The 26,777-nt window shown below is 61.1% G+C and carries 24 protein-coding genes; 8 read left to right on the top strand and 16 right to left on the bottom strand.

Annotated elements, in window-relative coordinates; translation table 11 throughout:
- The first annotated feature begins 8 nt into the window (after positions 1–8).
- A complete protein-coding gene (locus K8B33_RS15420) occupies positions 9–713 on the top strand; it encodes an HAD-IA family hydrolase (RefSeq protein WP_223428162.1) in 705 nt (234 codons plus the stop codon).
- A 106-nt stretch (positions 714–819) separates the two neighbouring features.
- On the opposite strand, the gene K8B33_RS15415 is transcribed toward K8B33_RS15420, so the two are convergent.
- The 4 genes from K8B33_RS15415 to K8B33_RS15400 all read right to left on the bottom strand — a co-directional run bounded on the left by K8B33_RS15415 (position 820) and on the right by K8B33_RS15400 (position 3,406).
- Positions 820–1,206, bottom strand: a complete 387-nt coding sequence (locus tag K8B33_RS15415) for a putative quinol monooxygenase (RefSeq protein ID WP_223428297.1) — start codon at positions 1,204–1,206, stop codon at positions 820–822.
- Positions 1,207–1,339: 133 nt separating this feature from the next.
- The gene (locus K8B33_RS15410; protein ID WP_223428161.1) at positions 1,340–2,017 is read right to left on the bottom strand and encodes a nitroreductase; all 678 of its coding nucleotides are present in this window, start codon (positions 2,015–2,017) and stop codon (positions 1,340–1,342) included.
- Between the two features lie 160 nt (positions 2,018–2,177).
- Positions 2,178–2,525, bottom strand: a complete 348-nt coding sequence (locus K8B33_RS15405) for a hypothetical protein (protein ID WP_223428159.1) — start codon at positions 2,523–2,525, stop codon at positions 2,178–2,180.
- A 152-nt stretch (positions 2,526–2,677) separates the two neighbouring features.
- The gene (locus tag K8B33_RS15400; protein ID WP_223428158.1) at positions 2,678–3,406 is read right to left on the bottom strand and encodes a TetR family transcriptional regulator; all 729 of its coding nucleotides are present in this window, start codon (positions 3,404–3,406) and stop codon (positions 2,678–2,680) included.
- 389 nt (positions 3,407–3,795) lie between these two features.
- Between K8B33_RS15400 and K8B33_RS15395 the strand changes: the two genes are divergently transcribed.
- Positions 3,796–5,808, top strand: a complete 2,013-nt coding sequence (locus tag K8B33_RS15395; RefSeq protein ID WP_223428157.1) for an SDR family oxidoreductase — start codon at positions 3,796–3,798, stop codon at positions 5,806–5,808.
- Here the strand turns inward: K8B33_RS15395 and blaOXA are convergent.
- Positions 5,799–6,641: a class D beta-lactamase gene (blaOXA, locus tag K8B33_RS15390; RefSeq protein WP_223428156.1), complete on the bottom strand. Its 843-nt coding sequence runs from the start codon at positions 6,639–6,641 to the stop codon at positions 5,799–5,801. The genes K8B33_RS15395 and blaOXA overlap by 10 nt on opposite strands.
- Before the next feature lie 224 nt (positions 6,642–6,865).
- Here blaOXA and K8B33_RS15385 point away from each other — a divergent pair, with 224 nt between their 5' ends.
- The 3 genes from K8B33_RS15385 to K8B33_RS15375 all read left to right on the top strand — a co-directional run bounded on the left by K8B33_RS15385 (position 6,866) and on the right by K8B33_RS15375 (position 10,551).
- Entirely contained in the window at positions 6,866–7,849 is a 984-nt protein-coding gene (locus K8B33_RS15385; RefSeq protein ID WP_223428155.1) for an SDR family NAD(P)-dependent oxidoreductase, read from the top strand.
- Between the two features lie 130 nt (positions 7,850–7,979).
- A complete protein-coding gene (locus tag K8B33_RS15380; protein ID WP_223428151.1) occupies positions 7,980–9,485 on the top strand; it encodes an adenylate/guanylate cyclase domain-containing protein in 1,506 nt (501 codons plus the stop codon).
- Positions 9,475–10,551, top strand: coding sequence for a coiled-coil domain-containing protein (locus tag K8B33_RS15375; protein ID WP_223428150.1), 1,077 nt, complete (start codon positions 9,475–9,477; stop codon positions 10,549–10,551). The genes K8B33_RS15380 and K8B33_RS15375 overlap by 11 nt, the downstream gene beginning before the upstream one ends.
- Positions 10,552–10,584: 33 nt before the next feature.
- Here K8B33_RS15375 and K8B33_RS15370 read toward each other — a convergent pair whose 3' ends face one another.
- The 6 genes from K8B33_RS15370 to K8B33_RS15345 all read right to left on the bottom strand — a co-directional run bounded on the left by K8B33_RS15370 (position 10,585) and on the right by K8B33_RS15345 (position 17,482).
- Positions 10,585–11,403 carry an FHA domain-containing protein gene (locus K8B33_RS15370; protein ID WP_223428149.1) on the bottom strand — a complete coding sequence of 273 codons (819 nt, stop codon included), beginning with the start codon at positions 11,401–11,403 and terminating at the stop codon, positions 10,585–10,587.
- 195 nt (positions 11,404–11,598) lie between these two features.
- On the bottom strand, positions 11,599–13,626 hold the full coding sequence (gene gspD, locus K8B33_RS15365) for a type II secretion system secretin GspD (protein WP_223428148.1): 2,028 nt from the start codon (positions 13,624–13,626) through the stop codon (positions 11,599–11,601).
- 21 nt (positions 13,627–13,647) lie between these two features.
- Positions 13,648–14,556, bottom strand: coding sequence for a type II secretion system protein N (locus K8B33_RS15360; protein WP_223428146.1), 909 nt, complete (start codon positions 14,554–14,556; stop codon positions 13,648–13,650).
- Between the two features lie 136 nt (positions 14,557–14,692).
- The gene (gspN, locus tag K8B33_RS15355; protein ID WP_223428144.1) at positions 14,693–15,400 is read right to left on the bottom strand and encodes a type II secretion system protein N; all 708 of its coding nucleotides are present in this window, start codon (positions 15,398–15,400) and stop codon (positions 14,693–14,695) included.
- Between the two features lie 2 nt (positions 15,401–15,402).
- Entirely contained in the window at positions 15,403–15,957 is a 555-nt protein-coding gene (gene ssb, locus K8B33_RS15350) for a single-stranded DNA-binding protein (RefSeq protein ID WP_223428142.1), read from the bottom strand.
- A gap of 130 nt (positions 15,958–16,087) precedes the next feature.
- Positions 16,088–17,482 (bottom strand): MFS transporter, encoded by a 1,395-nt coding sequence (locus K8B33_RS15345; RefSeq protein ID WP_223428140.1) that lies wholly within the window; start codon positions 17,480–17,482, stop codon positions 16,088–16,090.
- Positions 17,483–17,752: 270 nt separating this feature from the next.
- On the opposite strand from K8B33_RS15345, the gene K8B33_RS15340 reads away from it, so the two are divergent.
- The 3 genes from K8B33_RS15340 (at position 17,753) to K8B33_RS15330 (ending at position 22,403) form a co-directional block, all read left to right on the top strand.
- Entirely contained in the window at positions 17,753–18,403 is a 651-nt protein-coding gene (locus K8B33_RS15340; protein WP_223428137.1) for a LuxR C-terminal-related transcriptional regulator, read from the top strand.
- Positions 18,404–18,632: 229 nt separating this feature from the next.
- Positions 18,633–21,485, top strand: coding sequence for an excinuclease ABC subunit UvrA (gene uvrA, locus K8B33_RS15335; RefSeq protein WP_223428136.1), 2,853 nt, complete (start codon positions 18,633–18,635; stop codon positions 21,483–21,485).
- A 114-nt stretch (positions 21,486–21,599) separates the two neighbouring features.
- Positions 21,600–22,403 (top strand): hypothetical protein, encoded by an 804-nt coding sequence (locus K8B33_RS15330; RefSeq protein ID WP_162925904.1) that lies wholly within the window; start codon positions 21,600–21,602, stop codon positions 22,401–22,403.
- A 45-nt stretch (positions 22,404–22,448) separates the two neighbouring features.
- Here the strand turns inward: K8B33_RS15330 and K8B33_RS15325 are convergent, their stop codons facing one another.
- The 5 genes from K8B33_RS15325 to rpsK form a co-directional block, all read right to left on the bottom strand.
- Positions 22,449–23,591 (bottom strand): hypothetical protein, encoded by a 1,143-nt coding sequence (locus K8B33_RS15325; protein ID WP_223428133.1) that lies wholly within the window; start codon positions 23,589–23,591, stop codon positions 22,449–22,451.
- Positions 23,592–24,205: 614 nt separating this feature from the next.
- Positions 24,206–24,601 carry a 50S ribosomal protein L17 gene (gene rplQ / locus K8B33_RS15320; RefSeq protein ID WP_223428130.1) on the bottom strand — a complete coding sequence of 132 codons (396 nt, stop codon included), beginning with the start codon at positions 24,599–24,601 and terminating at the stop codon, positions 24,206–24,208.
- Positions 24,602–24,702: 101 nt separating this feature from the next.
- On the bottom strand, positions 24,703–25,710 hold the full coding sequence (locus K8B33_RS15315) for a DNA-directed RNA polymerase subunit alpha (RefSeq protein ID WP_223428128.1): 1,008 nt from the start codon (positions 25,708–25,710) through the stop codon (positions 24,703–24,705).
- Positions 25,711–25,731: 21 nt separating this feature from the next.
- On the bottom strand, positions 25,732–26,358 hold the full coding sequence (rpsD, locus tag K8B33_RS15310; protein ID WP_223428125.1) for a 30S ribosomal protein S4: 627 nt from the start codon (positions 26,356–26,358) through the stop codon (positions 25,732–25,734).
- Between the two features lie 16 nt (positions 26,359–26,374).
- The gene (gene rpsK / locus K8B33_RS15305; protein WP_111658241.1) at positions 26,375–26,773 is read right to left on the bottom strand and encodes a 30S ribosomal protein S11; all 399 of its coding nucleotides are present in this window, start codon (positions 26,771–26,773) and stop codon (positions 26,375–26,377) included.
- Between the last annotated feature and the right edge of the window lie 4 nt (positions 26,774–26,777).

Genomic DNA, 26,777 nt, shown 5'->3' with positions numbered 1-26,777 from the left:
ACTAAACCATGGCAGCAAACACCACCATGACTACTGCGATCAGAGCGATATTTTTCGATTTTGGCGGCGTCATCAGCACCAGTCCGTTCGATGCGCTGCGCGACTATGAGCACGCCAGAGGGCTGCCGACGGACTTTTTGCGCCAGACCAATGCCATCAACCCCGACAGCAACGCCTGGGCCCGCTTCGAACGAGGCGACATCACCTTGCCGGAATTCGATGCGGCATTTCTGGCCGAGACCCGCGCCCGCGGGCACGCAGTACCCGGCCGTGACCTGCCTCCCCTGCTGGCAACGCAGGTGCGCCCCGGCATGCTGCGCGTGCTGGACGCGCTGCGCGATGGCTATCAGTTGGCCTGCCTGACCAATAATCTGCCAGTGGGGCATGGTGCAGGCATGAGTCTGGACACCGAAGGGGCAAGCACCGTGGCTGATGCCATGACACGCTTTGACTTCGTACTGGAGTCGAGCAAGGCCGGCGTGCGAAAACCGGAAGCGGCGTTTTATCAACTGGCCTGCGAGAAGGCGGGCGTGCCCGCCGAGGCCGTGGTTTTTCTGGACGATCTTGGCATAAACCTGAAATCAGCCCGTGCGCTGGGCATGCATACCATCAAGGTCACGGCGCCGGACACCGCCCTGCATGCGCTACAGACGATACTCGGCCGCAATGACCTGATCGATATCTATCGTGCGGCAGGCCCGCTGCAGAAATAGCGGAGAGAGGGTGCGGAGAGGGGCTGCGGAGAAGGTTGCGGAACAGATTGCGATAGTGTGCTGCGGTGTATGTCGCCAAAGAGACGGGAATCAGACCTGAATCGTGTCAGTGCAGCACGATCTCGTCACCAAGCAGTACGCCGGGCAGATCCACTTCAAGGACCGTGTGATCATCAAGATCCTCGTCACCTTCTTCCGCCTGCACTTCGTAGCGCGTCGACCGTACCTGGCCGTCGATCATATCGGGGATCGCATCCAGGAATGCGTCCACGTGCGCGGAGGCAAAATGCACTTCCAGGGCGTCCATGGAGCGCCACTGTTGCCAGATCACAATGACTTCAGGCTGATCAGCCTGAACGAGCACCTCATAGGCCAGACAGCCGTCTTCCGTGCGCGAGGCTTCCGCCAGCGCCTGCACCAATGCCACTGCGTCTTCACGGCAGTCGGACCGGACCGGAATAGAACCTTTGACGATAATCATGGCGCCTGTCATATCACCCACACATTACTCATGGTTGCGTCTGCGGAAAGCGCGGCAGTATAGCACAGAGCGCCGCGCATTTCCTCCCGGCAATAGTGAGCGCGCACTTACGCTATAGCCAAGGCAATACAGCCAGCCCCCCCTGTTACGACAGGAAGGTGACCGAGTCACCCAGCGGCGCCCGGCCAACCCGGGTGCGGTTGGCGGCCACATCGGTATCCTCATAGCCAAAGCTGATGCCGCAAAGAATGGCCGTGGACTCCGGCTCGGAGAATATCTGCCGCACATCATCCGGGTAGTAGCGCATGCTGCCCTGGGCACAACAGCCAATACCGTGCGCGGTCATGGCCAGCATCAGGCTCTGGATGTACATGCCGACATCCAGCGCCACGGTCACACCGAACTGGCGGTCCATGCCGATAAATGCCACATGCGGGGCATCAAACAGCTCGAAATTACGCAAGGTGGCACGCATCCGCCCGGCTTTGTCATCCCGGGCAATCCCCATGTTGTTGTACAGCTCCACGGCGCAATCCACCTGGCGCTGGCGGTAAACCCCCTCGAAATTGGGCAGATGTTCGAAATCCGGGCTGATGGGCTTGCCTTGCGTGGCGCTGTCCACCATGCGCTGCCGCAAGGTATCACGCACGTCGCCGGAGGCCACGAGCACCCGCCAGGGCTGGATATTGCAGTTGCTGGGCGCCAGTTGGGCCAGGGAAAAAACCTCTTCCAGCACCTTCTGCGGCACAGGCTTATCCAGAAAGCCCCGCACCGAACGACGGTTGTGCAGGGCTTGTTCAAGGCTCATTTCGGTGGCGGACATACTCACTCCCCTCTGTCTGTGATGGTCTCTGGCACATGGCGTGGCAGGACAGGCAGCAGGGAGTATAGGAGGCGGGGACACGTCTCAACCATGGCCAGATTGCTCAACATAACGCACGTCGTGCCACACGTCGTGCCACGGGTGTGCCAGAGCGCGCCAGTCAGGCCGCGATTTCGCTCTCCGCTGCGCGGACGGCGGCACAGATGTCCATGATCGTGCCCGGCGCTCGACCATGGCGCTGGTGGTGCGTATGCGTGGGAGACAGACCCAGACGATTGGCACATTGAGGGCAGCAGACCAGATAGCTGACGTCCTGATCACCCTCCTCTGGCGGCTGCTCTCGCACCACCCAACCCTCTGTCTTCGCGCGTTGACCGATGTCGTGGTAGTAATCCAGCCCCAGCGGGCGCTCTGGCTCGAAATCGAAGGTCGCCGGGCAAGCCTGGCAATTGAGCCACATGTCGTAAAGTGCCGCTGCGTCGTAGGGGTCGCGGGGATCAAAAGCCATGCCCTGCCTCCATGCATCAATGAGTTATAAGGCTTTTTTAAAGTAACTCATGCACAAAGACAATGCCGCCTGTCGGCTTTATGTGATACAAGTCAAAAAGTTACGCACGAAAGTTAAAGTAATCTGGGTTTATCCGGGATGGCGGGAGGCCTTCACGCATCCAGCCGCATTCCTGCCGCCAGCGCCCGCCCCCCCAGGAACACCATCTGCAGTTGCACCTCCAGCCGGGGCAACTCCTGCACGCGGGCTTCGGGCGCCATGTCCTGGGCCAGAATGCCGAAACCGAACATGATAGCCACCGCTGCCTCCGCCTCGCGCAGTACATCTACCGGCACTGCAACCCGGGCCATGACCACCTGCCGCACATCTTCTGCCAACTCCTCCACCAGCAACTGCAACTCCCGATGGATCCGCCGCCGGTACAGCCGGGAGGCGCCCATGCGCTGGATGACCAGCAACCTGAATTCCGCCTCATGATCCTCGAGATAGGCGATAAAACGCTCGATCATGCTGCGAATGGCCGAGGTCGCGCTGCCGGCAATCAGGCTTGCCCGCCCTTCGCGCATGGTGCTGCGCAGACGCCTGCAGGCCTGCTCTACCGCCGCCAGCCCGAGGGCCTCCATATCCGGAAAATGGTTATAGAGGGATGTCGGCGCCAGGCCCGCCGCCCGGGCCACTTCCCGGAGCCCGAGACTGTCCAGGCCCCGCCCCTGCGCCACCAGGGACAGCGTCGCGTCGAGAATTCGCTCGCGGGTATGCAGCTTCCTCTCGGCCCGGGACAGTTTGCCAGGCTTGTCAGGCCCGTTAACGGCACCGGATTGCGGCCCGGCATCTTGAGAGCCGGGGCGGCGAGGAGGAGAATCAATCGGAATCGCTGCCATAACCAAACCTGTTATTGCGAAACAATGAGTATGGATGCCCATCAAACGTCTATGCTGACACTTGGCCCTGGACTGGCACCTGGCGCCAGGTTCACGCCGCACGTTATGTCGCTGCTTGTGTCGCTGCGGCGCTGATCATGCTGCATATCATGCCATTACGAAGAACACTTGTAAGCTGGTTTTGACTAAAAAAACAGCTCGTCAGATTAAAATGTTCTTTTTTTGTACGAATTATTGACATACTACCGCGAGATACAGACAATTCAACTCACAACTGTACGTCGCAATCTACATCATAGTGATCACCAACAGGATTTTGCAAGACACGACTACGACAGACACCGCTGTGCGCGCAGCGGAACACAACAGGGAAGCAAAGGGGTCAGTTCATGAATTACTTCGTCACCGGAGCCACTGGTTTTATCGGCCGTATTCTGGTCGCTCGCCTGCTGCGTCGAGAAGGCGCCCGCGTTTTTGCCCTGGTGCGACCAGGCTCGGAATACAAACTGGATGCGCTGCGCAAACGTCTCAACGCCAAGCCGGATGAGTTGATCGCCATCAAGGGCGATATGACCAAAAAGCATCTGGGCCTGAGCAAGCGCGACCGGGATGACCTGCACGGCCAGATACAGCATTTCATGCATCTGGCCGCGATTTACGATCTGAGCAAGGACGCGGACAGCCAGCAACTGACCAATATCGAAGGCACACGCAATGCACTCGCGCTGGCCGAAGAAATGGGCGCAGGCTGCTTCCACCACATCAGTTCGGTTGCCGCCGGCGGCCTGTATGAAGGCACCTTCGATGAAACCATGTTCGAGGAAGCCGGCCCGCTGGATGACCCCTACCTCTACACCAAGCACGAATCCGAGCGCCTGGTTCGCGACGCCGGCATCGCCACGCGCATATACCGGCCCTCCATGGTGGTCGGGCATTCGCGCACCGGCGAAATCGACAAGATCGACGGCCCTTACTACCTCTTCAAGCTGATCCAGCGCCTGCACGATCTGCTGCCGCCCTGGATTCCGCTGCTGGGCATCGAAGGCGGACGTTTCAACATCGTACCGGTGGACTATGTTGCCGACGCCATCGACTACCTGGCGCATCAGCCGGATCTGGATGGTGAGTGCTTCCACCTGACTGCCGACCGTCACTACAGCCTGGGTCAGGTGATGAACCTGTTCGCCAGTGTCGCCGACGCACCGAAAATGGCGGTACGTCTGGACAACAGCCTGTTCCGCTCGATCCCCGGCCTGGGCGCGCTCAGCCGCGGGGTTGGCAATATGCCGCCCTCGCGTTACATGCTGCATCAGGCCATGGAAAGCCTCGACATTCCTGAGGCGACCCTGAAATTCCTCACCTTCCCGACCACCTACAGCAATGAGCGGACCAAGGCGGCACTGGCGGGTAGCGGCATCGAGGCTCCCGAACTGGAGTCCTACACCCAGGTATTGTGGGATTACTGGGCCAACCATCTGGACCCGGACCGCGAAGGGCGCAAGGACGACACCATGCCACTGCCGACGCTGGAAGAACGCGTCGACGGCAAGATCGTATTGATCACTGGCGCCACGTCGGGCATCGGCAAGGCCTCAGCGCTGAAGCTGGCGCGGGCTGGCGCCCACGTGCTGGTGGTCGCACGCACCCGGGAAAAGCTGGATGAGACCCTGCAGGAAATCGAGAAGCTCGGCGGGCGGGCGGAAGCCTACAGCTGCGACGTGTCAGATCTCGAGGATTGCGACCGCCTGGTAGAGCAGATTCTCAAGGATCACGGCCATGTCGATGTCCTGGTGAACAATGCTGGCCGCTCGATACGCCGTTCTGTGATGCACTCCTTCGATCGCTTCCACGACTTCGAGCGCACCATGCAGCTGAATTATTTCGGCTCACTGCGCCTGATCATGAAACTGTTGCCGGGCATGGCAGAGAACCAGGGCGGGCACATCATCAACATCTCGTCCATCGGCGTGCTCACCAATGCACCCCGTTTCTCGGCCTATGTGGCCTCCAAGGCCGCACTGGATGCCTTCAGCCGCTGTGCTGCATCAGAAATGGCGCACCAGGGCATTCGCTTCACCACGATCAATATGCCACTGGTTCGCACACCGATGATTGCACCGACCAAGATCTACAATCATGTGCCGACCATCAGCCCGAACCAGGCCGCCGACATGATCTGCGATGCCATCATCCGCCAGCCGAAGCGCATTGCCACACAGCTGGGGATTCTCGGGTCGGTGATGCACTTCCTGACCCCGAAGGTGACGGAAACCATCATGAACACGGGCTACAAGCTGTTTGCCGACTCGGCAGCTGCGCGGGGCGAAAAGGAGGACACGCCCAAACGCATCAGCCGTGAACAGCGCGCCTTCTCTCGTCTGTTCAAAGGCATTCACTGGTAAGCACCCGACCAGGGCAACAGTCCCTCGGCCGCCAGAATGGCGCGCCCGAGGGACTGGCGTTTGTCCGCATCCCCGGCCTGCCGCAAATCGATATTCAGGGCGAAAGCATGCATTTGCCCTCGCTGCTCGACCCATCCTACCCACCAGCCCAACTCCTCGTTTTGGGTAAAGACCCAGCCGGTCTTGCCGTACAGCGCATACCCGTCGCCACCTTCCAGTAACAGGATGTCGCGTGCTGCGCGCTGGTGCTCCGGGCTCACAGGCAAATCGTCGGACGCCAGGCGCAACAGAAAATGCGCCTGTTGCAGCGCTGATATCATCAGCGGCCCGTCCAGCCAAAACCGGGTCAGGTGCTCGCCGGTTTCGGCATTCCCGTAGTCCAGCTCCGCCAGCAGGCGGCGCATATCCGGCAGCCCGATGCGGCTCGCCAGCGCCTGATAGACCGGCACGCTGGATACCGGCATGGCCTCACGCAAGGGCAGATCCTGTTCCCACACCGAGAACATTTGCGGGCCGCCGCCGTAAGGCAGCACTTCGTCGACATCCGCCACGGCACCGACGTCCAGCCCAATCAGCGTATGCGCGACCTTGAACGTGGAGGACGGAATATAAGGTGTCATTGCGCGCTCGGTATCGTGGGCCTGACACGCGCCCCCGCGCTGGCACAGCACGAAGGTGCCCACGACATCCCGGGCCTCAAACAGCGCGCGCCAGTCCGGACGGGGCGCCACCTCCGAACTGACGGATGCCGCCAGCGCGAACGTGGGTATGCCGGCCAGCAGGCAGGTCATCAAACAGGTCGCCAGGTAACCCGGCAGATATTCTCGAAACATGGACAAGGGCCTGATCTCGCTATGAATGGGTATGAATTTCTCTGTGGCTGACACATGGCGGCTGACACGTGGCCGACGCTCCATGAGATGAGCGCCACAAAGCATGCCTGCAGATTGACCCGAATTCCGTGCCCGGGTTGCATTTTGTCTATGCGGTGGTTCCCGTTCCCGAACTCCGGGGGTATCTTTGGACTTCCCACAGACTACCTGTATCAGGCAACCCTATGGCCCGCAGACTGCATCTGAAGCTTCCCGACATCCGCCCCCATGCGCGCGAACTCGCCGGTACGCTGGTCCGGCGCCTGGATGCCACGCTGTTTCCGGGCATGCATCTGCGCAGGAGAATCCAGGGCAAGACGGTCCTGATCACCGGCGCCAGCACCGGCATCGGTGAGGCACTGGCCTACCGTCTGGCAGATGCCGGGGCGCGGGTGCTGCTGAGTGCTCGCAGCACCGAAAAGCTGGAGCAGGTGGTTTCCGCCATCGTCGATGCAGGCGGCCAGGCGGACGCCTATCCATGCGATATCGCCAACCCGGACGACTGTGAGCGCATGGCGGCCGAGATTCTCGCAGAGCATCCGCATGTCGATATCCTGATCAATAATGCAGGACGCTCGATCCGTCGCCCGGTGATCCACTCCCTGGCACGTTTCCATGATTTCGAGCGCACCATGCAGCTGAATTATTTCGGTGCCATTCGCCTGACCATGGCGCTACTGCCACGCTTTCGTGAGCAGGGCGGCGGCCAGGTCATCAACATTTCCACGCTGGGCGTGCAGACACTGCCGGCTCGCTTTTCTGCTTATCTGGCCTCCAAAGGGGCACTGGAAATGTGGACCCAGGTGGCGGCCAATGAACTCGGGCACGAGAACATCCACTTTTCGCTGGTCAATTTTCCGCTGGTGCGCACGCCGATGATCGCCCCGACAGAGATCTACCGTTACTCCCCGGCGCTGACACCGGCACAGGCCGTGGACTGGATCTGCCAGGCAATCATCACGCGACAGAAGCGGGTTGGCGGCGTCTCCGCGCAACTGGCCACGCTCATGCACATGAGCCTGCCGAAGCTCAGCGAAGCCATCGTCAACATGGGATACCAGATGACACCGGAGTCCGCCGCCGCGCGGGGCAAAACACCTCGCAAACCGGTGGGTGACGGCGATTATGGTGACAATGTGCGGCCGCTGCGCCGGCGGCGGCGCCAGTAGTCCCTGCGGGCTTACAGAATCGTTACGAAGGCATAACAAAGTGGTATGGTTGCCCTCAGGAACCGATCGCAGTGCCCGCTCTCTCTGGGCCCAGGCACTGCTGAGGCAATAAACCGAGGCCCGAACCACCGTGACATCCCGTTGGCGAGACACTGCAGGTTTTGCCGGCCGCCATCTGTTTGGTGGCCTGCGTACACTGCTGCCCGATTATCTCCCGGTAGCATGGAAGCTCGGGCTGACTTTTTCTGCGCTGGTGCTTATTGGCATGAGCGTGCTCGGCTCGATCATCCTCAGCACCCAGCTCACCACCATGCAGAGCCAGGCGGACAGGCTTGGACGCACCATCGCCACGCAGTTGGCAGACAGTGCCCGGGAGCCGCTGCTGGCGGATGACCCTCTGGCATTGAACGTGCTGGTATCGAATCTCGCTGACAGCGAAAATCTGGAAGGCGCTGCGCTGTTTGACCGCGATCTGCGACTGAAATACCGTGCGGGCCGCCTGCCCACCGATGCCGTCCCGACAATCAGCGGCCCGGTGCGCCAATGGCGCGACACCGGCGCCCCGATGACGACTTACTTCGCAACGATTCGCGCCGCAGAGGCCACCGCCGGCTATGCTGCAGTAACGCTCTCCGGCGCCCCCATCGTTGCGGCCCAGGCGCAGGCGCGCCGCACCATGATCACCGCCACAGTGCTGATGAGCCTGATCGCGGTCATCGCCGCTTTTCTGATCAGTCGCCGCCTGGCGCAGCCGCTCAGCGATCTGGTTGCCGCCACCACCGCGCTGCGCGCCGGCGACCTGAATGTGCGCCTCACGGGCCGCAGTAATGACGAGATCGGCCAGCTGCTGGACGCCTACAACAACATGGCTCATGGCCTGCTGGAAAAGACCCAGGTTGAACGGGCCCTGTCGCGCTTTGTCAGCCCCCGGGTAGCAGAGCAGATGATGGCCGATCTTGGCGAGGTGCAGCTGGGCGGCCGGGAGGTCCACGCAACAGTGCTGTTTGCCGATATCGTCGGCTTTACCAGCTTGTCCGAGGGCATGGCGCCGGATGCCGTCGCCGCGCTATTGAATGACTACTTCAATGCCATCTCCACCGCAGCCGACTTCTATCGCGGCAATATCGACAAGTTCATGGGCGACTGCGCCATGTTGGTCTTTGGCGTGCCGGAAGAGGACAACGAGCATCTGTATCACGGCCTGTGCTGCGCCGTCATGATTCAGCGCCTGGTACAGCGCGTCAACGCACAGCGTCAGGCCCGCGGCCAGGTGGTCGTCGATTTCCGCGTCGGTCTGAACTCGGGACCGATGCTGGCGGGCAACCTTGGCTCACAGGACCGCATGCAGTACACCGTGGTCGGTGATTCCGTGAATCTGGCCTCGCGCCTCTCGACCATGGCCGCGGCAGGCGAAATCATCATGCCCGACCATCTGGTCAACGACCCCAATGTTGCACCGCGTGTACGCACCCGCGTCGCCGGTACCATGCGCGTCCGGGGCAAGAGCGAGCCGGTGCTCACTTACCAGCTGGAAGGTGTGCATCCGCAATCAGAAGCACTCATGGAGCAACGCATCGCGCGCTTTCTCAGCGAGTGTACGGACACCCCCATCCCCCGGGTGCGCCATGTTTCCTGAAGCCCGGCATCCTGAATCCCGCCCTGTTCCGATGCAGCGGTTTGCGCTGCTGCTTGCTCTGTCCCTGTTCGCTCAGCTGGTGCTCGGCGGCTGCGCTTTGCTGCGCCCGGCCCAGGACCCGATTGTCGCCCTGGATCAAAGCATCGAAGCGCAGGATTACAACAGCGCCTGGCGCACCGCCGCGCGGATTGATCGTGAACAGGCCTCGCCCGAGCTGCGGCAACGTCTGGATACGCTTGACCAGGATATCATCCGTTTTGAGCGCACCCGTATCACGCGCGCTCGACAGCTCGCCAACGCGGGGCAATGGCGGGAAGCGCTGGACAGCCTGGATCAGGCCCGCAAGCACTGGGCCCACGGTTATGCCATCCCGGACGCCCGGGCCGATATCGATCAGCGACAGCTGCGCGAGCTGCTGGCAACGCGGTCCCGGTTACTGATCAGCGAGGCAGAGTGGCTGCGGCAGCAGCAAGATGCCGCAAGTGACCTGGAACGCTTTGCCGACCCTTCGGCAGCATCGCTACACCAACGGCTCGCCCGGCGGCGCGCCGAACTGGCCGAGGAATTGAGCATGCTGGGGGAATGGCATTTCACCGCGGGCGATGCTGCGCTGGCGCGTGATTCCCTGCGCGCGGCCCACAGACTGATGCCTGACGCGCCCGCCCACCCGCAACTGGCACAGGCCGAACAGGCTCTCGCCAGCAGTACTCGCGAAGCACAGCAGCGCCGCAGTGCGACATTACAACGCGAAGCCAGGGCACGTCTTACTCGCTACGAGCGCAGCGGTGCCATGGAGGACCTGCTGGCAGCGCGGGATTATATCCATCAACACCGCCAACGCGGCAATCTGCAGCAGGAAGCGAGCCAGGTGGACGCCCTGTGCAAGGAGCGCTTCGAGCTGGACCTGGCGCGTGGCGATGCCCTGTATGCCAGCGGTGACTACCAGGGCGCCTACCGTCACTGGAGCGCCATTGCGCCCTTGATGCCCGGTGACCGGGAACTGGAAAAGAAGCTCGAGCGCACCCGTCGCGTGCTCACGTCTCTCGAGCAGCTCCGGCAACCGTAAGATAGCCAGGCATGACGCACGATATCGGGCTTGTCAGTTACGCCCTGCAAAGCGAGCAATAACCCCCGCCGACAACACAGGGGCGCTGTCTCGCCGCCGTCCCCGGCGCGCAAAGACGGCCTGCGGCTCCGCTACGCCACCCACATCCCCTGCCACATCCGAATGCGTAGCAGCGGCATCAGGGCGCGGACTTTCAATACGGAATACCGCGTTGTCGATACGCATGTCGTCACCGGGATGCAACTCTGTCTCGCTGATCTTGTTCCGGTTGACCCAGGTGCCGCTGGCGGAATCCATATCGCAGACGAACAAGCGGCCATTGCTGGACCATATCTGGGCATGGCGCCGGGAGATATGCACGCCAGCCAGTACGACATCGCTGTTCTGGGAACGTCCGAGCACCAGATTGCCTGCCGGCGGCACCGGAAAGCGCTGCCCCAGCAGCGGGCCGGCCGTGGCGTAGAGTGTCCAGGTGTCGTAGGGCGAGGCGTTGCCCGTGACGCGCCGAAACTCCGGGAACATCACACTCAGCGCATCGTCCGGCATGCGCATCAATCGGTGTGAGGGGTCCGTCAGCTCAAGCTCCACATCATGGAGACGAATAACGTCGGCTGGCATGACCCGGGTAGGCAGATCCACGGGGGCGCCGTTGAGAAAGGTACCTTTCTGGCTGCCCAGGTCGGTGAGATAAACACGATTATCCGCCTCGACAATCAGTTCAGCATGAAATGCACTCACACCAGGCTCGTCGATAACGATGGTGTTCGCCGCATCACGGCCGATGATATAGCGGGGCTCGGATAACCAGATGCCGCTGTCTTCGCGACGATCGTTGAATCGCAATTGCAACATTGCAGCCTTCCTTTTCCGGCCCTGCACGCCTCCCCCCCAGGGCGACATGCGGGCGTCCTTTGTTCTTCGTATGCCGATATTGTTGTGATATCGGGCACAGGGCCCACCCCGGAATGTGACGCATGTCACTCAACTCCGAGACTGGCACCATTGTGCTACGAGGCTGCAGCGCAGACAACCCCAGTGTCAGACAACTCACTCCAGCGCTTCATCCTGCATGGTGCGTTTGTCGTCAGGCAGCTGATCCAGCTCCATGTAGCGGCGCAATTCCTCTGGTGGCGGATTGCGGCCGTCAAACAGTGCATCGACACTCGTGGGCAGCGGTTGCGCCACAACACGCTCCAGATCGCCGCGCCGGTTGACCCGGAACTGCATTGCAGTGATGCCCAGATAGCGCTGACGGGTCAGTTCCAGAAGGCGCTGGTTATCCGACAGAATGGTAGGCCGCAGGAAAACGATCAGATTGCGCTTCTCGCGGGTGTCGCTGGTTGAGCGGAACAGCACGCCCAGAACGGGAATATCGCCCAACAACGGCACTTTGCGCACCACGCGGCGCACATCATCCTGAATCAGCCCGCCGAGCACGATGGTTTCGCCATCATCCGCCAGCACCGTGGTCTTGATAGAGCGCTTGCTGGTGATCAGATCCACCGAGTTGACGCCCTCAGCGGCCGCCTGAACCGCTGACGTCTCCTGTTCCAGTTCGAGACGTACCGTGCCTTCACCGGCCAGACTCGGCGTGACCACCAAAGTGACCCCGACATCCTGGCGCTGAATGGTCTGGAAGGGGTTATCCACCCCGGAGCCGGTACTGCTGCTCTGCCCCGTAACGAACGGTACATTCTGACCGACAATGATGGACGCTTCCTGATTCTCCAGCGTCAATATACTGGGCGTGGAGAGCAGGTTGACGTTGGTGGTGCTTGCCAGCGCCTGCAGAAATCCGCCCCATCGAAAGTTCCCCTGGCTATCGCGCTGGCCGCCGCCGATGGTAATACCATCATTCAGGTTGCCCTGCGGCTGCCCGGAGAGAATGCTGGCGATGACATCATTCACGCTGAGACCCACGTTACTGAAATTGGTCCCGCCGACACCCGAGGTTTCGTTGCCTGCGGCAAACTGCACGCCGAGCTGCAGCCCAAGATCGCCGCCCACCTCGACAATAGCCGCTTCGATCAGAATCTGGGAACGCCGAATGTCCAGCTGACGGATAATCGACTGCAGTTCCTGCATCAGCGCCGGTTCGGCACGGATCACCAGGGCATTCAGCGAGGGATCCGCCTGAATCGACACCCGGGCTCCGGGCGGCTTGCCGCCTTCGCCACTGCCTCCGCCGCCTTCCATCGCCACGTCAGAAAAATTCTTCAGCAACTCCGCCATACCCTCAGCGTCAGAATGGCTCAGGCGCACCACCTGCACACTGCCGCTCTGGCTCGGACGCACATCCAGTTCCGATACCAGTTCCACGATTCTGCGCCGGGCAATGGTGTCGCCCTTGATGATCAGCCGGTTGGTCCGTTCGTCCGCCACCAGGCTCAGACGGCCGTCGCGGGGCTGTGCGCGCCGCCCCTGCTGGGCCTGTTGCTGTGGCGCCAGCGAGTCGAGCAGTTTGATGACGTCACCCACCCAGGCGTGCTGCAGCGAAATAATTTCGACCTCTTCCGCCTCGGCGCCATCAAGATGCGCGATGATTGCCTCCATGCGGTGAATATTGTCCGCATGGTCACTGATAATCAGGGCGTTGGCCGATCCGACAGCGGCCAGATGGCCGTATTGGGGAACAAGCGGGCGCAGTACCGGGACCAGTTCTTCTACCGGCGAGTTGTCCACGCTGATAACGCGCGTAATCAGTGCCTCGCCACTCGCCATCTCCTGCGTCAACGGCAAGTTGCTCTGCTTGGCCGTGGTATTGGGCACGATCTTGATGATCTCACCGGCCTGAACTGCTGCGTAACCATGCACCTGCAACACAGACAAGAACAGTTCGTAGACTTCCGGGGCCGTCAGTGCCTGCCGGGAGATGACGGTGACGTCGCGCGCCCGCACGCGAGGATCGACCACGAAATTCTTGCCGGTCATATCCGCCACTTGGCCGATGAATGCCTGAATATCCGCATTCCGGATATTCACTGTCCAGGTCTTTTCATCGTCAGCCATGGCCTGGGACACTGTCAGCAGCCCCCCGATCCATACGACTGCGACAAGCCGCAGTATTGTCTTCATTCTTCGCTCGCCTTTATCGCGTTATGGCGGATAGTTAACCGTAAACCGGCGTGAACCGCGCTGCACTTCTATGGTGGCAGACCCGGCGGCCAACGCCTCCTCTATTGCCCTGATGTCCCCTGCCTCGTCGCCCAGTGCATGACCATTGACCGACAGAAGCTGATCCCCGGGGCGCAACCCGACGCTGCCTATCACATCCGCCGGAGCGCCTTCGGTAATGCGATACCCTTCGGCGCTGCCCTCACTCACTGGCTCCAGAGCCAGCTGGGAAATAATCATGTTGCGCTGCTGGCCGGCATCACCCTCAAACAGATTCTGCCCCTGATCCTGCTGCCACTCCTGCGCCTGGGGCGTAGCGGTACGCCCGGGCCTGCGCGCGGCAGCCTGCCCCTGGCGGCCGGACGGTGTCACTGACACCCCGCCCCCGGACAGCTCCGGCTCGCGGAAACGCAAGGTTTCAAGCTGCCCCTGGCGCCGCAGGATCACCCGATCTGCCAGCACCTCGACCAACTCGGCATTGCCCGGCACCTTGTCACCGGGCTTGAGCAGGGCCGCGTCGCGGCCCTGCTCCGCAATAATGGCGCGCGCCAGAGACTGATCACGATGCTGGAACAGCCCCAGCAATTCAAGCCGCAGCCGGGTTTCCGGCGCATCCACCACGCGCTCCTCCGGCGCCTCCTCCGGTGGTACGCCGAACAGGTTCCAGCGCTCTACGTGCTCTCGGGACAAGGTACCGTTTTGCCGGTTCTCCACCACCGAAAGCCGCTGCAATGACGGATCCGGCGGCGGCACCTGCTGGGGCCCCGCCAGCCAGAGCAGCGCGCTGTCAGCCATCACCTTTGCAAGCCAAATGACCACCAGCACAGCAACCAACCACCGGGCAACGCCAGTGAGGCGATTGAGCTGTGTCTGGTCAAGCGTAAAAGCCATGTTCCATCCTGACTGCTGACTGCCCGCGAAGCAGGCAGTGCGACAGCCTGTCATCAAACGAACGTTAATTCCTCGTGACGACAGTACTGACAACCTGTGTGACTATGATGACCATCGAACGTCCGCAGATGGCAAACTACAGCTGCTGACTGACCTGAAACACGACGTCACCGTCGTTACCCCCCTGACTGACACCAAGCAACCGCGGCCAGGCCCGGTAGACGCGCAACACGGCCTCGCCATTGCCCACATCACCATCCATCAGGCGCACGCCCTGGGGGTCGGTAATCTCTACCCGCGCCACATTATCTTCGGTGTACAGTCGTCCTTCCAGTGGTGGCACTCTGGCACTACCGTCCGGCGGCCAACTGACCTGACCGCCACCATAGCGCAAGGCACCGCTGGCGAACACATCACCACTGCGCCGGTGCCAGCGAAGCTGCTCGATATTGCCCGTGAGAACACCGTCTGCGCGGCCTTCGGGCATATTCCGGCTGATCTCTGCCAACGGCACACGCAGCGCCAGATCCCGCACCGTCAGTGAGGCCGGCGACACGCCGGCCCAGCCGTCCAGTTCGAGCCCCCCGCCGGCGACATCGACCCGCAGACCCGGACTCAAGCCGCGCCAGCGCGTCTCCCAGCGCAATTCACCGCGATAACCCTGCCAGCGCCAACGCGCCTCGCCTTGCCAGATCCGGCCCCGGATCTGATGCAGCTGTAATGGCGCATCACCCAGGACAACGCCATCCAGCTTACGCACCAGCGGTTGCGCTGGCATAAGCCAGACAAGAAATATCACCAGGCTGGCAACGAAAACGCCTGTCAGCGTCAGAAGGCGAGGCATGATCAGAACGGGATGTCGTCGTCGAAATCATCCGCAGGGGAGGAAAAACCACCCCCTTGCTTGCCGGCATTGTTGTTTGCGTTGCCCCCTGCTGCAGCCCCGCCAGCATTACCTGGCGCTGGCTGTCTGCCACCCTGGGGGGCCGCCTGGCTCTCGTAACCGGCGTAACCACTATCCTGATTGCCGTAGTTGCTGTCCTGCCCGCCGCCCTGGCTACCACCGCGGCTGTCGAGCATCTGCATCTCACTGGCAACCACTTCCGTGGTATAGCGGTCCTGGCCATCCTGCCCCTGCCACTTGCGGGTGCGCAGGCTGCCTTCGATATACACCTTGCTGCCCTTCTTCAGATACTCACCGGCAATTTCGCCCAGCTTGTTGAAGAACACCACGCGATGCCACTCGGTGCGCTCCTGCATCTGACCGCTGTTGCGGTCTTTCCAGGATTCACTGGTAGCGATATTGGCGTTGGTCACGGCGCCGCCACTTGGCATGAAGCGCGTCTCCGGGTCCGCCCCCAGATTACCGATCAGAATCACTTTGTTGATACCACGTGCCATCTTGCGTCTCCGTCTTATCTGTTCATCCGTGAAAAGTGCTCCATTCTGGCAGTTTTATCGGCCAGTTGGGATACCTGATGCAATCCGCGTCACGCGGGCCGCTCAGGCTGCCTGTTATCGTCCCGCTACGTTATTGTCTACTACCCGGGTCCTGCGCTGCACCATCCGCCATCTGATCCAGGGCCGCTTGATCCAGGTTGCCGCTGTCCACCTTCAGTACCGCCAGACCGGTCTCCGGCATGACCATCGCTTCCAGCACGCCACGCACGTCAAGCAACCGCCGGGCCGCTGCATCGGCACTGGTCACCGGGTCACGCAAGGTGACCACGCGACTGTCTGACTTCGGCGGCACTCGCATGGTCAACACCAGCGCCAACCACAGCAGCACCAATACACTGCCGGTCCAGAACACGGCCGACGCGCCTGCCTGCTGCCACAACAGGCCGCCGAGAGCGCCCCCGGCAAATACGCCGAGAAACTGACTGCTGGAATATATACCCAATGCGGTGCCCCGCGTACCTGCTGGCGCAACCCGGCCCACCAGCGAAGGCAGCAGGGCCTCCAGCAGATTGAAGCCGGAAAAGAACAGGAACAGCGCGAGCACGAAGTGCCATAACTGATTGCCCGCCAGCGCCAACCCCACCATGGACAGTCCCAGCAACACCACGGCAACCGCTTTGACCGGGCGTACCCCGCGACGTTCCGAGGCAATGATCAGCGGTATCATCACCAGCACACTGGCCAGCAGGACACCGAGATAAAGCATGCTGTGGCGTGCCAGCGGCAAGCCGACATCCAGCAACAGCCCCGGCACCACCACGAACATGGCCGTCAGCACCATGTGCAGTACAAAAATACCGGCATTCAGCCGCAACAGCATGGGATCCCGCAGGATACGAGCCAGACGCGGGCCCAGCGGTAGCACAGGCTCGCTCACCCGCACCCGCGGATCAGGCACCCAGACCAGCGCCACCACAATGCCCGCCAGAGCGAGCACCGCAGAAAACCAGAACAATCCGGACAAACCCAGCCAGGCCGCCAGAATCGGCCCCAGCACCAGCGCCAGCAAAAAGGACGCCCCCACGGACATGCCGATACCCGCCATGGCGCGGGTGCGATGCTGCTCGGACACCACATCAGCCACCAGCGCCATGACCACTGCAGCGATGGCCCCCGCGCCTTGCAAGGCGCGCCCTGCAATGACCCCGTAAATGCTGTCCGCCAGCGCCGCCACCACGCCACCCAGCACGAACAACAACAACCCGGCCAGGATCACAGGGCGCCGGCCGAGGCGGTCCGAGAGCATGCCGAAGGGCAATTGCAGCAGTGCCTGCATCAGACCGTAAGCCCCCACCGCCACCCCGATCAGGAAAGGGGTGGCACCGGGAAGCGCCGCGCCATAGACCGCGAACACCGGCAACAGCATGAACAGACCGAACATCCGCAGGGCAAAAATGGAAGCGAGGGCGCCAGTGACACGCAACTCGGTGCGCACCAGGACTGATCGAGGGGATGAGCTGCTCATGACCTTCAACGGGCTGCCAGGGAAAGCCGCCGAGTGTAGCAGAAAGGATCACCGGAAGGGGCGAAGAGAGGCGCCCTGACCTGATCAAATTGAACCGCCTCGCGACTGGTGATAAATTAGGCGCCAATAAGTGTTTATTCGTAGTAAAGTATGAGGCTGGCATGATGTCCATCAAAAAGGTCCTGGCGCAACGCCCCGGCAGGATGGCTCTCCAGACCACGCGTCCGCTGGACAGCGGACCCTATAATTGAAGAACAGGGAACAGAACAGATGCCCCCCTTTGTCAGTGATCATCAGGTCTACGTCGCCGGCGGCCAACAACTGCAGAACTCTCTTCTGGCGGAGTTTCTCGGCAAGAAGGATGTCAAAGCGCGCAGTATCAAGCGTGTTCAGGATGTGCTCGCGGATGAGCTGGAAGGGGTTGGCCAGTCACTTTTCCTGGTGGATTTCAGCACCGTGGACATCAACGACACCATCAGCCATCTGCTCGAAATCGACCCGAAAATCGACAACGATATCTTCATTGCCGTGTTCAATGTCGACGAAGAAGACTCCCTGTCACGGCTGGCCGGGTTGCCCATGGTCAATGGCGGCTTTCTGCATGACTGCCCTCAGGAGCTGTTGCTCAAGGGCATCAAGGCCATGTTCGAGGGCGAGCTCTGGCTGCCACGCAAGGTGCTGCAGCAGTACCTGATGAAAAGCCGCGCCTTCAACAAGACGTTCTCCCGCAGCGAAGTCAATCTGACAGACCGCGAAGTGGAGGTGCTCAAGGTCATGGCCACCGGCGCCAAAAATTCCGACATTGCCCGCTCATTGAATCTGAGCCCGCATACCATCAAGACGCACATCTACAACATCTTCAAAAAGATCAATGCCTCCAACCGCTTGCAGGCTGTGAACTGGGCGCAGGAAAACCTGTAACCCGCGCTGACCAGAGGCTGCTGCCAGCTTCTGTCATCAGCCTCCCTCACACTCTTCCCCGGCATATCACGGCGGCCCCGCGTTGCTCCAGGACGCGCCGCCGGCATGCTCTCACGTTCTTCACGGCTGACCGACGACGCTCGTCTTCCCGAACCGGGATTGGCGCAATGGCGCCTGCGGTTTCCTTTCCCTATACTATGCTGTCATTTTGAACAGTACCCGGATGCCCATGGACAAGATCCTGGTGCGTGGCGCACGCACGCACAACCTCAAGAATATTGATCTGGATATCCCCCGCGACAAGCTGGTGGTCATCACCGGTCTGTCCGGCTCTGGCAAGTCATCGCTGGCCTTCGATACGCTGTATGCGGAAGGCCAGCGACGCTATGTGGAATCGCTCTCCACCTACGCCCGGCAGTTCCTGTCGATGATGGAAAAACCGGACGTGGACCATATCGAGGGCTTGTCTCCGGCGATTTCCATCGAGCAGAAATCCACCAGTCATAACCCGCGCTCCACCGTAGGCACCATCACCGAGATCTACGATTACCTGCGTCTGCTGTTCGCCCGCGCTGGCGAGCCCCGCTGCCCGGAGCATGATGCTCCGCTGGCGGCCCAGACCGTGACGCAGATGGTGGATCAGGTCCTGGCCATGCCGGAAGGCAGCAAGCTGATGCTGCTGGCGCCGGTGGTACGGGACAAGAAAGGCGAGCATTTGCACTTGTTCGATCAGCTGCGCGCCCAGGGGTTTGTGCGCGCCAGAGTGAACGGCCGCGTGACGGATCTGGATGACGTGCCCGAACTGGACAAGAACAAGAAACACACCATCGAGGTCGTGGTGGACCGCTTCAAGGTGCGTGCCGACCTGCAAAACCGTCTGGCCGAGTCTTTCGAGACCGCCCTGGAGCTGGCCGACGGTATTGCCGTCATCGCCCCGATGGAAGGCAATGATGCGGAGGTCGTGTTTTCGGCCCGCTTCGCCTGCCCGCACTGCGGCTACAGCATCCCGGAACTTGAACCACGCCTGTTTTCGTTCAACAACCCTGCGGGGGCCTGCCCCACCTGTGATGGCCTGGGCGTGAAGCAGTTCTTTGATGAGGACAAGGTGGTGGTGTCACAGGAGGCGTCGCTGTCCGGCGGTGCTATCCGCGGCTGGGACCGGCGCAATGTCTACTATTTCCAGATGCTCACCTCGCTGGCGACACACCTTGGTTTTGATCTGGACACGCCTTACAGCAAGTTGTCGAAAAGCGTGCGTCGCAAGATTCTCTATGGCACGGGCACCGAGGCTATCGAGTTCCGCTACCTCAACGACCGCGGTGACATCGTCAAACGCAAACACCCGTTCGAGGGCATCATCCCCAACATGGAGCGCCGCTATCGGGAAACAGAATCCGATGCGGTGCGGGAAGATCTGGCGGGCTACCTGAGCACCTCCGACTGCCCGGACTGCGGCGGCTCTCGCCTGCGCGAAGCCTCCCGGCACGTATTCATCGACGGTCGCAATCTGCCGGATATCGTTGCCATGCCCGTCGGCAAGGCCTGCGACTACTACGGCAAGCTCAAACTGGCCGGTCATCGAGGTGAAATCGCCGACAAGATTCTCAAGGAGATCCGTGAGCGGCTGCAGTTCCTGGTCAATGTGGGCCTCGACTATCTGTCGCTGGCGCGCAACGCCGACACCCTGTCCGGCGGCGAGGCGCAGCGTATTCGTCTGGCATCCCAGATCGGCGCCGGGCTGGTGGGCGTCATGTATGTGCTGGACGAGCCCTCCATCGGCCTGCATCAGCGCGACAATGAGCGCTTGCTGGGCACCCTCACGCGACTGCGTGATCTGGGCAATACCGTATTGGTGGTGGAGCACGACGAAGACGCCATCCGCGGTGCAGACCATGTCATAGATATCGGCCCCGGGGCCGGTGTGCACGGTGGCGAAGTGATTGCCCAGGGTACGGCCAAACAGATTGCCGCGAATCGCAAATCACTCACCGGCGATTATTTGTCCGGCCGCAAGGGGATCGCCATCCCGGCCAACCGGGTCAAACCGGACGGTCGCTGGCTGACCCTGGAAGGCGCCACCGGCAACAATCTCAAGGATGTCACCCTGAAGCTGCCTCTCGGGCTGTTTACCTGTGTGACCGGCGTCTCCGGGTCTGGCAAATCCACACTGATCAATAACACGCTCTACCCCGTCGCCGCCACGGAACTCAATGGCGCCACCACCCTGCGAGCGGCGGCCCATTCGCACATTGATGGCATGGATCAGTTCGACAAGGTTATCGATATCGACCAGAGCCCCATCGGCCGCACACCACGCTCTAACCCGGCCACCTACACCGGGCTCTTTACGCCGATCCGCGACCTGTTCGCTGGCACCCAGGAAGCCCGCGCCCGAGGCTACAAGGCCGGGCGCTTCAGTTTCAACGTGCGTGGCGGCCGTTGCGAGGCGTGTCAGGGCGACGGCGTCATCAAGGTAGAGATGCATTTCCTGCCAGATATCTACGTGCCCTGCGAGGTCTGCCACGGCAAGCGCTACAACCGGGAAACGCTGGAGATTCTCTACAAGGGCCGCAGCATCTATGAGGTGCTGGCAATGACGGTCGAGGACGCTCGGGAATTCTTTGACGCTGTCCCGGCGCTGGCGCGCAAGTTGCAGACCCTGATGGATGTGGGCCTGAGCTATATCACTCTGGGGCAGGCCGCCACCACGCTTTCCGGCGGTGAAGCACAACGGGTCAAGCTGGCGCGGGAACTGTCCAAGCGGGACACCGGACGGACGCTTTACATCCTCGACGAGCCCACCACCGGGCTGCACTTTCATGACATCCAGCAGCTACTGACCGTGCTGTTCCGTCTGCGCGACCACGGCAACACCATCGTCGTGATCGAACACAACCTGGACGTGATCAAGACAGCGGACTGGGTCGTAGACCTGGGCCCCGAAGGGGGCGACGGTGGCGGGCAGATCATCGCCGAAGGTACGCCGGAGGATGTGGCAAAGGCCAAGGGCAGTCATACAGGGCGTTTTCTGAAAGGTATGCTGCCGGCGGCATCTCCTTCCAGACGCAAGAAGCAGGCCTGAGCGGCGCAACACGCTATCGCCTCTATACCCATCAGCGCCACTCGACGCTACACTGAACAGCCCCCGGCGGGGAGAACCGGGGGCTGCTGTCAGATACAAGCTATGGGGATCATCATGTCATTTCATATCCGAACTGTGCTGCCCGTAATTGGCGGCCTCGTACTCCTGGGCGGCTGCCAGGGGCTCGGCAACCTGTCCGAGAACATGAGTTGCAACGAAATCTGTGTTCAGGACCATCCCTCATTTCCGGAAGACCAGGCCGTGCTGGCCGAACTGAATACTCTGGTCGTACTGGAACCCGATTTTGTCACGGAAGTCCGTGCGGGTAACGGCGAGGTTCTGGAGCGTATTACACGCATGGAGCACGCCGGCCTGGATTTTTGGGAAACTGTGGAGCGACACGGGAACGCCTACGGCTTCACGCAAAGCTACCTGCCCTACTCCGAAGACCATGCAGCACCTGTTGCGGCACTGCACGCCGCCATTTGGGCAGACGAAGTTCAGGTAGAACAGCTACGCAGGGGGCAAAGCGCGAACCCCTTTGCCAGCAAGGACCTCGGGGCACCTACCCAAGTGGAGCAGGTATCCCTTGACGATGACCTGCGAGCCATATTGCCTGATCAACACTGCTGTTTGATGATCACACGCCATCGGGGCTGGAGGCTGACCCGCGGCAGTGCCACCAGCAGCCAGATCGCTGACGCCATTTCCCATTCTTTTGGTACCGGCGCCAGGGGTTTCAATGCTACCGCCGATGCGGTGATCGACGCCGCAGTGATCGATGTGGAAAGCGGGGCAATTCTCTGGTCTGCGCGCCTGATCGGTCCGGACGATCCAGCCAGATGGCGCAGCATCATCGCCCGCTACTACAACCCGGTTAATAACGCCGCCCTCGCTCAGCGCCGCGCCGCTCGTTGAGCGACATCGGCAGAAAGAGGCGGGGCGACAACCGATGGTTATGCTCTAGAAAAGCGGGCCCTGGCAGCTGCCTGTCGTATAGTTGGTGCCATAAACGTATACGCACTGGACGTTGACGCCGCTCGCCCCTGCGCTGTGCGTGTAATTGGTAGAACCCAGCTGACTTGCGCCTACCCGGACAATGCCCCCGGCATCGGACAGGCGCAAGAAATGATCGCTGGCGCCACCATTGCCGCTGATCAGCACTGAGTGGTTAACATTGATGCGCGCCGTGGACGACCCCACAAACAAGGGGTCTCGCGTGGCTGACCCCGTCAGGGTAATGCGCGTCTGATCCAGGTTGACGATCGGGTTGCTACCGCCCAGCCGCACGCCCATCAGTGTGCCGCCATTATTGTGCGCGACAACACGCAGGTTCCTGGCATTGATGGCGTTATTGCTGCCCGTGATCATTTCCAGTGCATAGGCGGTGGTGGCACTGCTGCCAGCCATATCGATGCGCAAACCATCAATATTGACCACCGAATTACTGCCCGCTATGGATAGCGACGCCTGGGTGTTGCCACTGAGGTTGTGCAGGATACGCGAGTTGCGTACCAGCAGCGACGCGCCGCTTACGGCTATTCCGGGCTGCACCGAGGTGCCCGTTCCACCTACCAGTATCTCGACGTTGGTCACGCTCGCATTGGCGATGCTCGTGGCACGCAGTGGCGCCGCACCCGTGGCGCTACCGGTGGCGGCCAGCGTCACATCACTGACCCCGGAGTTGTTCGCCAATATCACGGTGTTAGACCCGTTACCGGTGATGCGCGTCGCGCCGGGACCCGCCCCCTGAAGATAGACATGCGGCGATAGCGTCGCGGCGCTGCCGCCAATGTTGAACACGCCAGGCGCCAGGCGGACCAGATACTGATTGCTGGCGCTCGGCGCCCCATTGATGGCCGAGAGAGACGCCGGATCCAGCGCATCCAGCAGAAGGCTCCCACTGACCGTATCGCTGGCACCAGGTACCCGATTGACGTTGATGATGTTGCGCGGGGCCGCGTACTCGAAATTCTCATTGACCTCATCGGCCAGCGCCGGATCACCGGGAGAAAAAATATGCGGCATGCCCGCCGCCCCGGCATTCAGCGCGGGTATCACCAGCAGGGCAAGCACCGCTGCTGACCAAATTGGCTGTCCATTCATGAGCCTTTACTCCCTTGTGTTGTGGCCTGTATCACGGCTGAGCTCAGCACCAGCTATTGCCGTCCCAGTCGAAATCGCCCCATTGGCTTTCACAGGGGCCCGCGGGGTCTGGCGGTGCGTCACTCCCACCACCGGAAGAACCGCCGCCGCAGCCCGTCAGGATCGTGACAGCGACGCTTAGCAGAAGCATGTGGCGCAAATAGCCCAGGGGGTGCCGGTTATCCATTACGGCTGCGGTTATCACGATGATGTCTCCAGTAGTCCGCTCACGTCTTCCTGAGTCCTGACCTTCCTGAGTCCTGACCTTCATTAGTCCTGATTAGGGCGAACAGGGCGGCCACGAACAAGGCCATACTCCGGCCAGCGTTGATCGACGGGATGCGACAGGCATCAGACCGTGAGGCCGGGCGCATCGGCCGCGAGCGGCGTTGCATACCGGGAAACATTCGGGGAGGTCAGACAGGGGAGCTCAGACAGGAGAGGCACGACGGGAGATCACAAAAACGAAAAAGGCCGGGCGAGTGCCCGGCCTTTTTCTTGAAGTGCTGTCTTGAAGCGCAGTCTTGACGCTATTTCACACCGATGGACGCCTGCACAGCGTCCTTTGCTGAGACTTATTCGGCCTCAGCAGTCTCGGCAGCAGCGCCAGCCTGCGGACGATCCACCAGCTCGACGTACGCCATAGGCGCGTTGTCGCCGGCACGGAAGCCCATCTTCAGGACGCGCATGTAGCCGCCCGGACGCTCTTTGTAACGCGGACCCAGTTCATTGAACAGGATACCCACGATTTCCTTGGAGCGCGTACGGGAGAACGCGAGACGACGGTTCGCTACCGAATCGACTTTGGCCAGGGTGATCAGCGGCTCTGCAACACGACGCAGTTCCTTGGCTTTCGGCAAGGTCGTCTTGATCGCACCATGTTCGAACAGCGACACCGCCATGTTGCGGAACATCACCGCACGATGCGCGCTGGTCCGGTTGAATTTTCTGCCACTTTTGCGATGACGCATGGTTCCGTTTCCTTCATTCGGGGCGTCTCACGACGCCCTCACTCTCGAATTAATGTTGTGCTGCAGTCGGCGCCCGCGCCAGTGGCGCGAGCGCTCGATGATCAACGCAGTTTGTGCGTCAGGCGATCATCGTCCCGCAGGCTTGCCGGCGGCCAGCTTTCCAGGCGCATGCCCAGTGACAGGCCTTTGGATGCCAGCACGTCCTTGATCTCGGTCAGGGACTTCTTGCCGAGGTTCGGCGTCTTGAGCAGCTCTACTTCGGTGCGCTGTACCAGATCACCGATGTAGTAGATGTTTTCCGCCTTGAGACAGTTGGCGGAACGCACTGTCAGCTCCAGATCGTCTACCGGGCGCAGCAGAATCGGATCGACTTCTTCGCGCTCCTGCTTCGGCTCCGGCTTGCGGTCCTGCTCCAGGTCCACAAATACAGCAATCTGTTGCTGCAGAATGGTCGCGGCGCTGCGAATCGCATCTTCCGGATCAATGGTACCGTTGGTTTCCAGATCGATAACCAGTTTGTCCAGATCGGTGCGCTGCTCGACCCGTGCCGCTTCAACGACATAGGCGACGCGCAACACCGGGCTGTAGCTGGCGTCGATCTGCAGACGGCCGATACCACGGGTTTCATCATCTTCGCTCAAGCGCGCATCTGCCGGAACGTAGCCACGGCCAGAAGTCACTTTGAGCTTCATCTTCAGCTCGGTATCACCGGTGATGTTGCAGATCACGTGATCCGGGTTGACGATTTCAATGCTGTGATCGCTCTGAATATCACCAGCGGTCACCACGCCCGGGCCCTTTTTGGATAGCTCCAGGTTGGCTTCGCTACGGTCGTTCAGACGCAGAGCGACCCCTTTGAGGTTCAGCAGGATGTTGATGACATCTTCCTGAATCCCCTCAACGGAGGAGTACTCGTGCTGCACACCGTCGATTTCGACTTCGGTGATCGCAGCACCATGCATGCTGGACAGAAGGATACGACGCAGCGCCGTGCCCAGAGTATGGCCAAAACCACGCTCAAGCGGCTCCAGCACGACTTTGGCGTGAGTAGGACTGATCGCATTGATAGCGATCGAGCGTGGCGTGAGAAAGTCATTCACGGCGGTCATAGGGCTCCCTCAGGCTGTCCGTTACTTGGAATACAGCTCGACGATCAGGTTCTCGTTGATTTCAGCAGGCAGATCAGTACGCTCGGGAAGCGCCTTGAGGGTACCCTCAAGCTTCTTCTCGTCGACTTCGATCCAGCTTGCGAAACCACGCTGCTGAGCCAGTTCCATCGCGTTTTTGACACGCAGCTGGTTCATGGCTTTCTCACGCACGGACACTACATCACCGGGACGCACCTGGTAGGACGCCACGTTGACGATCTGGCCGTTAACCAGAATCGCGCGATGACTGACCAGCTGGCGTGCCTCGGAGCGCGTAGCGCCGAAACCCATGCGGTAAACGACGTTATCGAGACGCCCTTCCAGCAGTTGCAGCAGTACTTCGCCGGTTGCGCCGCGTGAGCGGGCAGCCTTCTTGTAGTAGCTGCGGAACTGCTTTTCCAGCACGCCGTACATACGACGTACTTTCTGTTTTTCGCGCAACTGCACGCCATAGTCGGACAGACGACCCATCCGACGGCTGGCTGCTGCCTGCCCCGGGGCCTGCTCCGCCTTGCACTTGGAATCCAGCGGGCGGATACCACTCTTGAGGAACAGGTCGGTGCCTTCACGACGGGAAAGCTTGCACTTGGGACCGATGTATCTTGCCATCTTGCTCTAACTCCCGTTACACGCGGCGTTTTTTCGGCGGCCGGCAGCCGTTATGCGGAATCGGCGTCACGTCTGAAATGCTGGTGATCTTGTAACCACAGGCATTCAGTGCGCGCACCGAGGATTCACGACCCGGACCCGGGCCTTTGACCCGAACTTCCAGGTTCTTGAGACCGTAATCTTTGGCCGCGTTACCCGCGTTCTCAGCCGCTACCTGCGCTGCGAACGGGGTGCTCTTGCGAGAGCCACGGAAACCAGCACCGCCAGAGGTCGCCCAGGACAGTACATTGCCCTGGCGATCAGAGATGGTGATGATGGTGTTGTTAAACGACGCGTGTACGTGCGCAATCCCGTCCGCTACCGTCCGGGTCACTTTCTTGCGACGTGCGCCGCTGTCTTTCTTTGACTTTGCCATGATG

It is taken from the genome of Alcanivorax limicola, from assembly GCF_019931215.1.
GTDB classification, from domain to species: domain Bacteria; phylum Pseudomonadota; class Gammaproteobacteria; order Pseudomonadales; family Alcanivoracaceae; genus Isoalcanivorax; species Isoalcanivorax limicola.
Note: the sequence above shows the minus strand (reverse complement) of the source record. Positions and strands in the feature narration are given on the sequence as shown.

Bases quoted from the DNA above. Each gene is read 5' to 3' on its own strand.
- K8B33_RS15345 (WP_223428140.1), bottom strand. From the start codon at position 17,482: ATGAGCAGCTCATCCCCTCGATCAGTCCTGGTGCGCACCGAGTTGCGT.
- K8B33_RS15415 (WP_223428297.1), bottom strand. From the start codon at position 1,206: ATGACAGGCGCCATGATTATCGTCAAAGGTTCTATTCCGGTCCGGTCC.
- gspD (WP_223428148.1), bottom strand. From the start codon at position 13,626: ATGAAGACAATACTGCGGCTTGTCGCAGTCGTATGGATCGGGGGGCTG.
- rpsK (WP_111658241.1), bottom strand. From the start codon at position 26,773: ATGGCAAAGTCAAAGAAAGACAGCGGCGCACGTCGCAAGAAAGTGACC.
- K8B33_RS15395 (WP_223428157.1), top strand. From the start codon at position 3,796: ATGAATTACTTCGTCACCGGAGCCACTGGTTTTATCGGCCGTATTCTG.
- K8B33_RS15410 (WP_223428161.1), bottom strand. From the start codon at position 2,017: ATGTCCGCCACCGAAATGAGCCTTGAACAAGCCCTGCACAACCGTCGT.
- K8B33_RS15370 (WP_223428149.1), bottom strand. From the start codon at position 11,403: ATGTTGCAATTGCGATTCAACGATCGTCGCGAAGACAGCGGCATCTGG.
- uvrA (WP_223428136.1), top strand. From the start codon at position 18,633: ATGGACAAGATCCTGGTGCGTGGCGCACGCACGCACAACCTCAAGAAT.
- K8B33_RS15315 (WP_223428128.1), bottom strand. From the start codon at position 25,710: ATGACCGCCGTGAATGACTTTCTCACGCCACGCTCGATCGCTATCAAT.
- rplQ (WP_223428130.1), bottom strand. From the start codon at position 24,601: ATGCGTCATCGCAAAAGTGGCAGAAAATTCAACCGGACCAGCGCGCAT.
- blaOXA (WP_223428156.1), bottom strand. From the start codon at position 6,641: ATGTTTCGAGAATATCTGCCGGGTTACCTGGCGACCTGTTTGATGACC.
- K8B33_RS15340 (WP_223428137.1), top strand. From the start codon at position 17,753: ATGCCCCCCTTTGTCAGTGATCATCAGGTCTACGTCGCCGGCGGCCAA.
- K8B33_RS15400 (WP_223428158.1), bottom strand. From the start codon at position 3,406: ATGGCAGCGATTCCGATTGATTCTCCTCCTCGCCGCCCCGGCTCTCAA.
- K8B33_RS15405 (WP_223428159.1), bottom strand. From the start codon at position 2,525: ATGGCTTTTGATCCCCGCGACCCCTACGACGCAGCGGCACTTTACGAC.
- K8B33_RS15420 (WP_223428162.1), top strand. From the start codon at position 9: ATGGCAGCAAACACCACCATGACTACTGCGATCAGAGCGATATTTTTC.
- K8B33_RS15330 (WP_162925904.1), top strand. From the start codon at position 21,600: ATGTCATTTCATATCCGAACTGTGCTGCCCGTAATTGGCGGCCTCGTA.
- gspN (WP_223428144.1), bottom strand. From the start codon at position 15,400: ATGCCTCGCCTTCTGACGCTGACAGGCGTTTTCGTTGCCAGCCTGGTG.
- K8B33_RS15325 (WP_223428133.1), bottom strand. From the start codon at position 23,591: ATGAATGGACAGCCAATTTGGTCAGCAGCGGTGCTTGCCCTGCTGGTG.
- K8B33_RS15385 (WP_223428155.1), top strand. From the start codon at position 6,866: ATGGCCCGCAGACTGCATCTGAAGCTTCCCGACATCCGCCCCCATGCG.
- K8B33_RS15375 (WP_223428150.1), top strand. From the start codon at position 9,475: ATGTTTCCTGAAGCCCGGCATCCTGAATCCCGCCCTGTTCCGATGCAG.
- ssb (WP_223428142.1), bottom strand. From the start codon at position 15,957: ATGGCACGTGGTATCAACAAAGTGATTCTGATCGGTAATCTGGGGGCG.
- rpsD (WP_223428125.1), bottom strand. From the start codon at position 26,358: ATGGCAAGATACATCGGTCCCAAGTGCAAGCTTTCCCGTCGTGAAGGC.
- K8B33_RS15360 (WP_223428146.1), bottom strand. From the start codon at position 14,556: ATGGCTTTTACGCTTGACCAGACACAGCTCAATCGCCTCACTGGCGTT.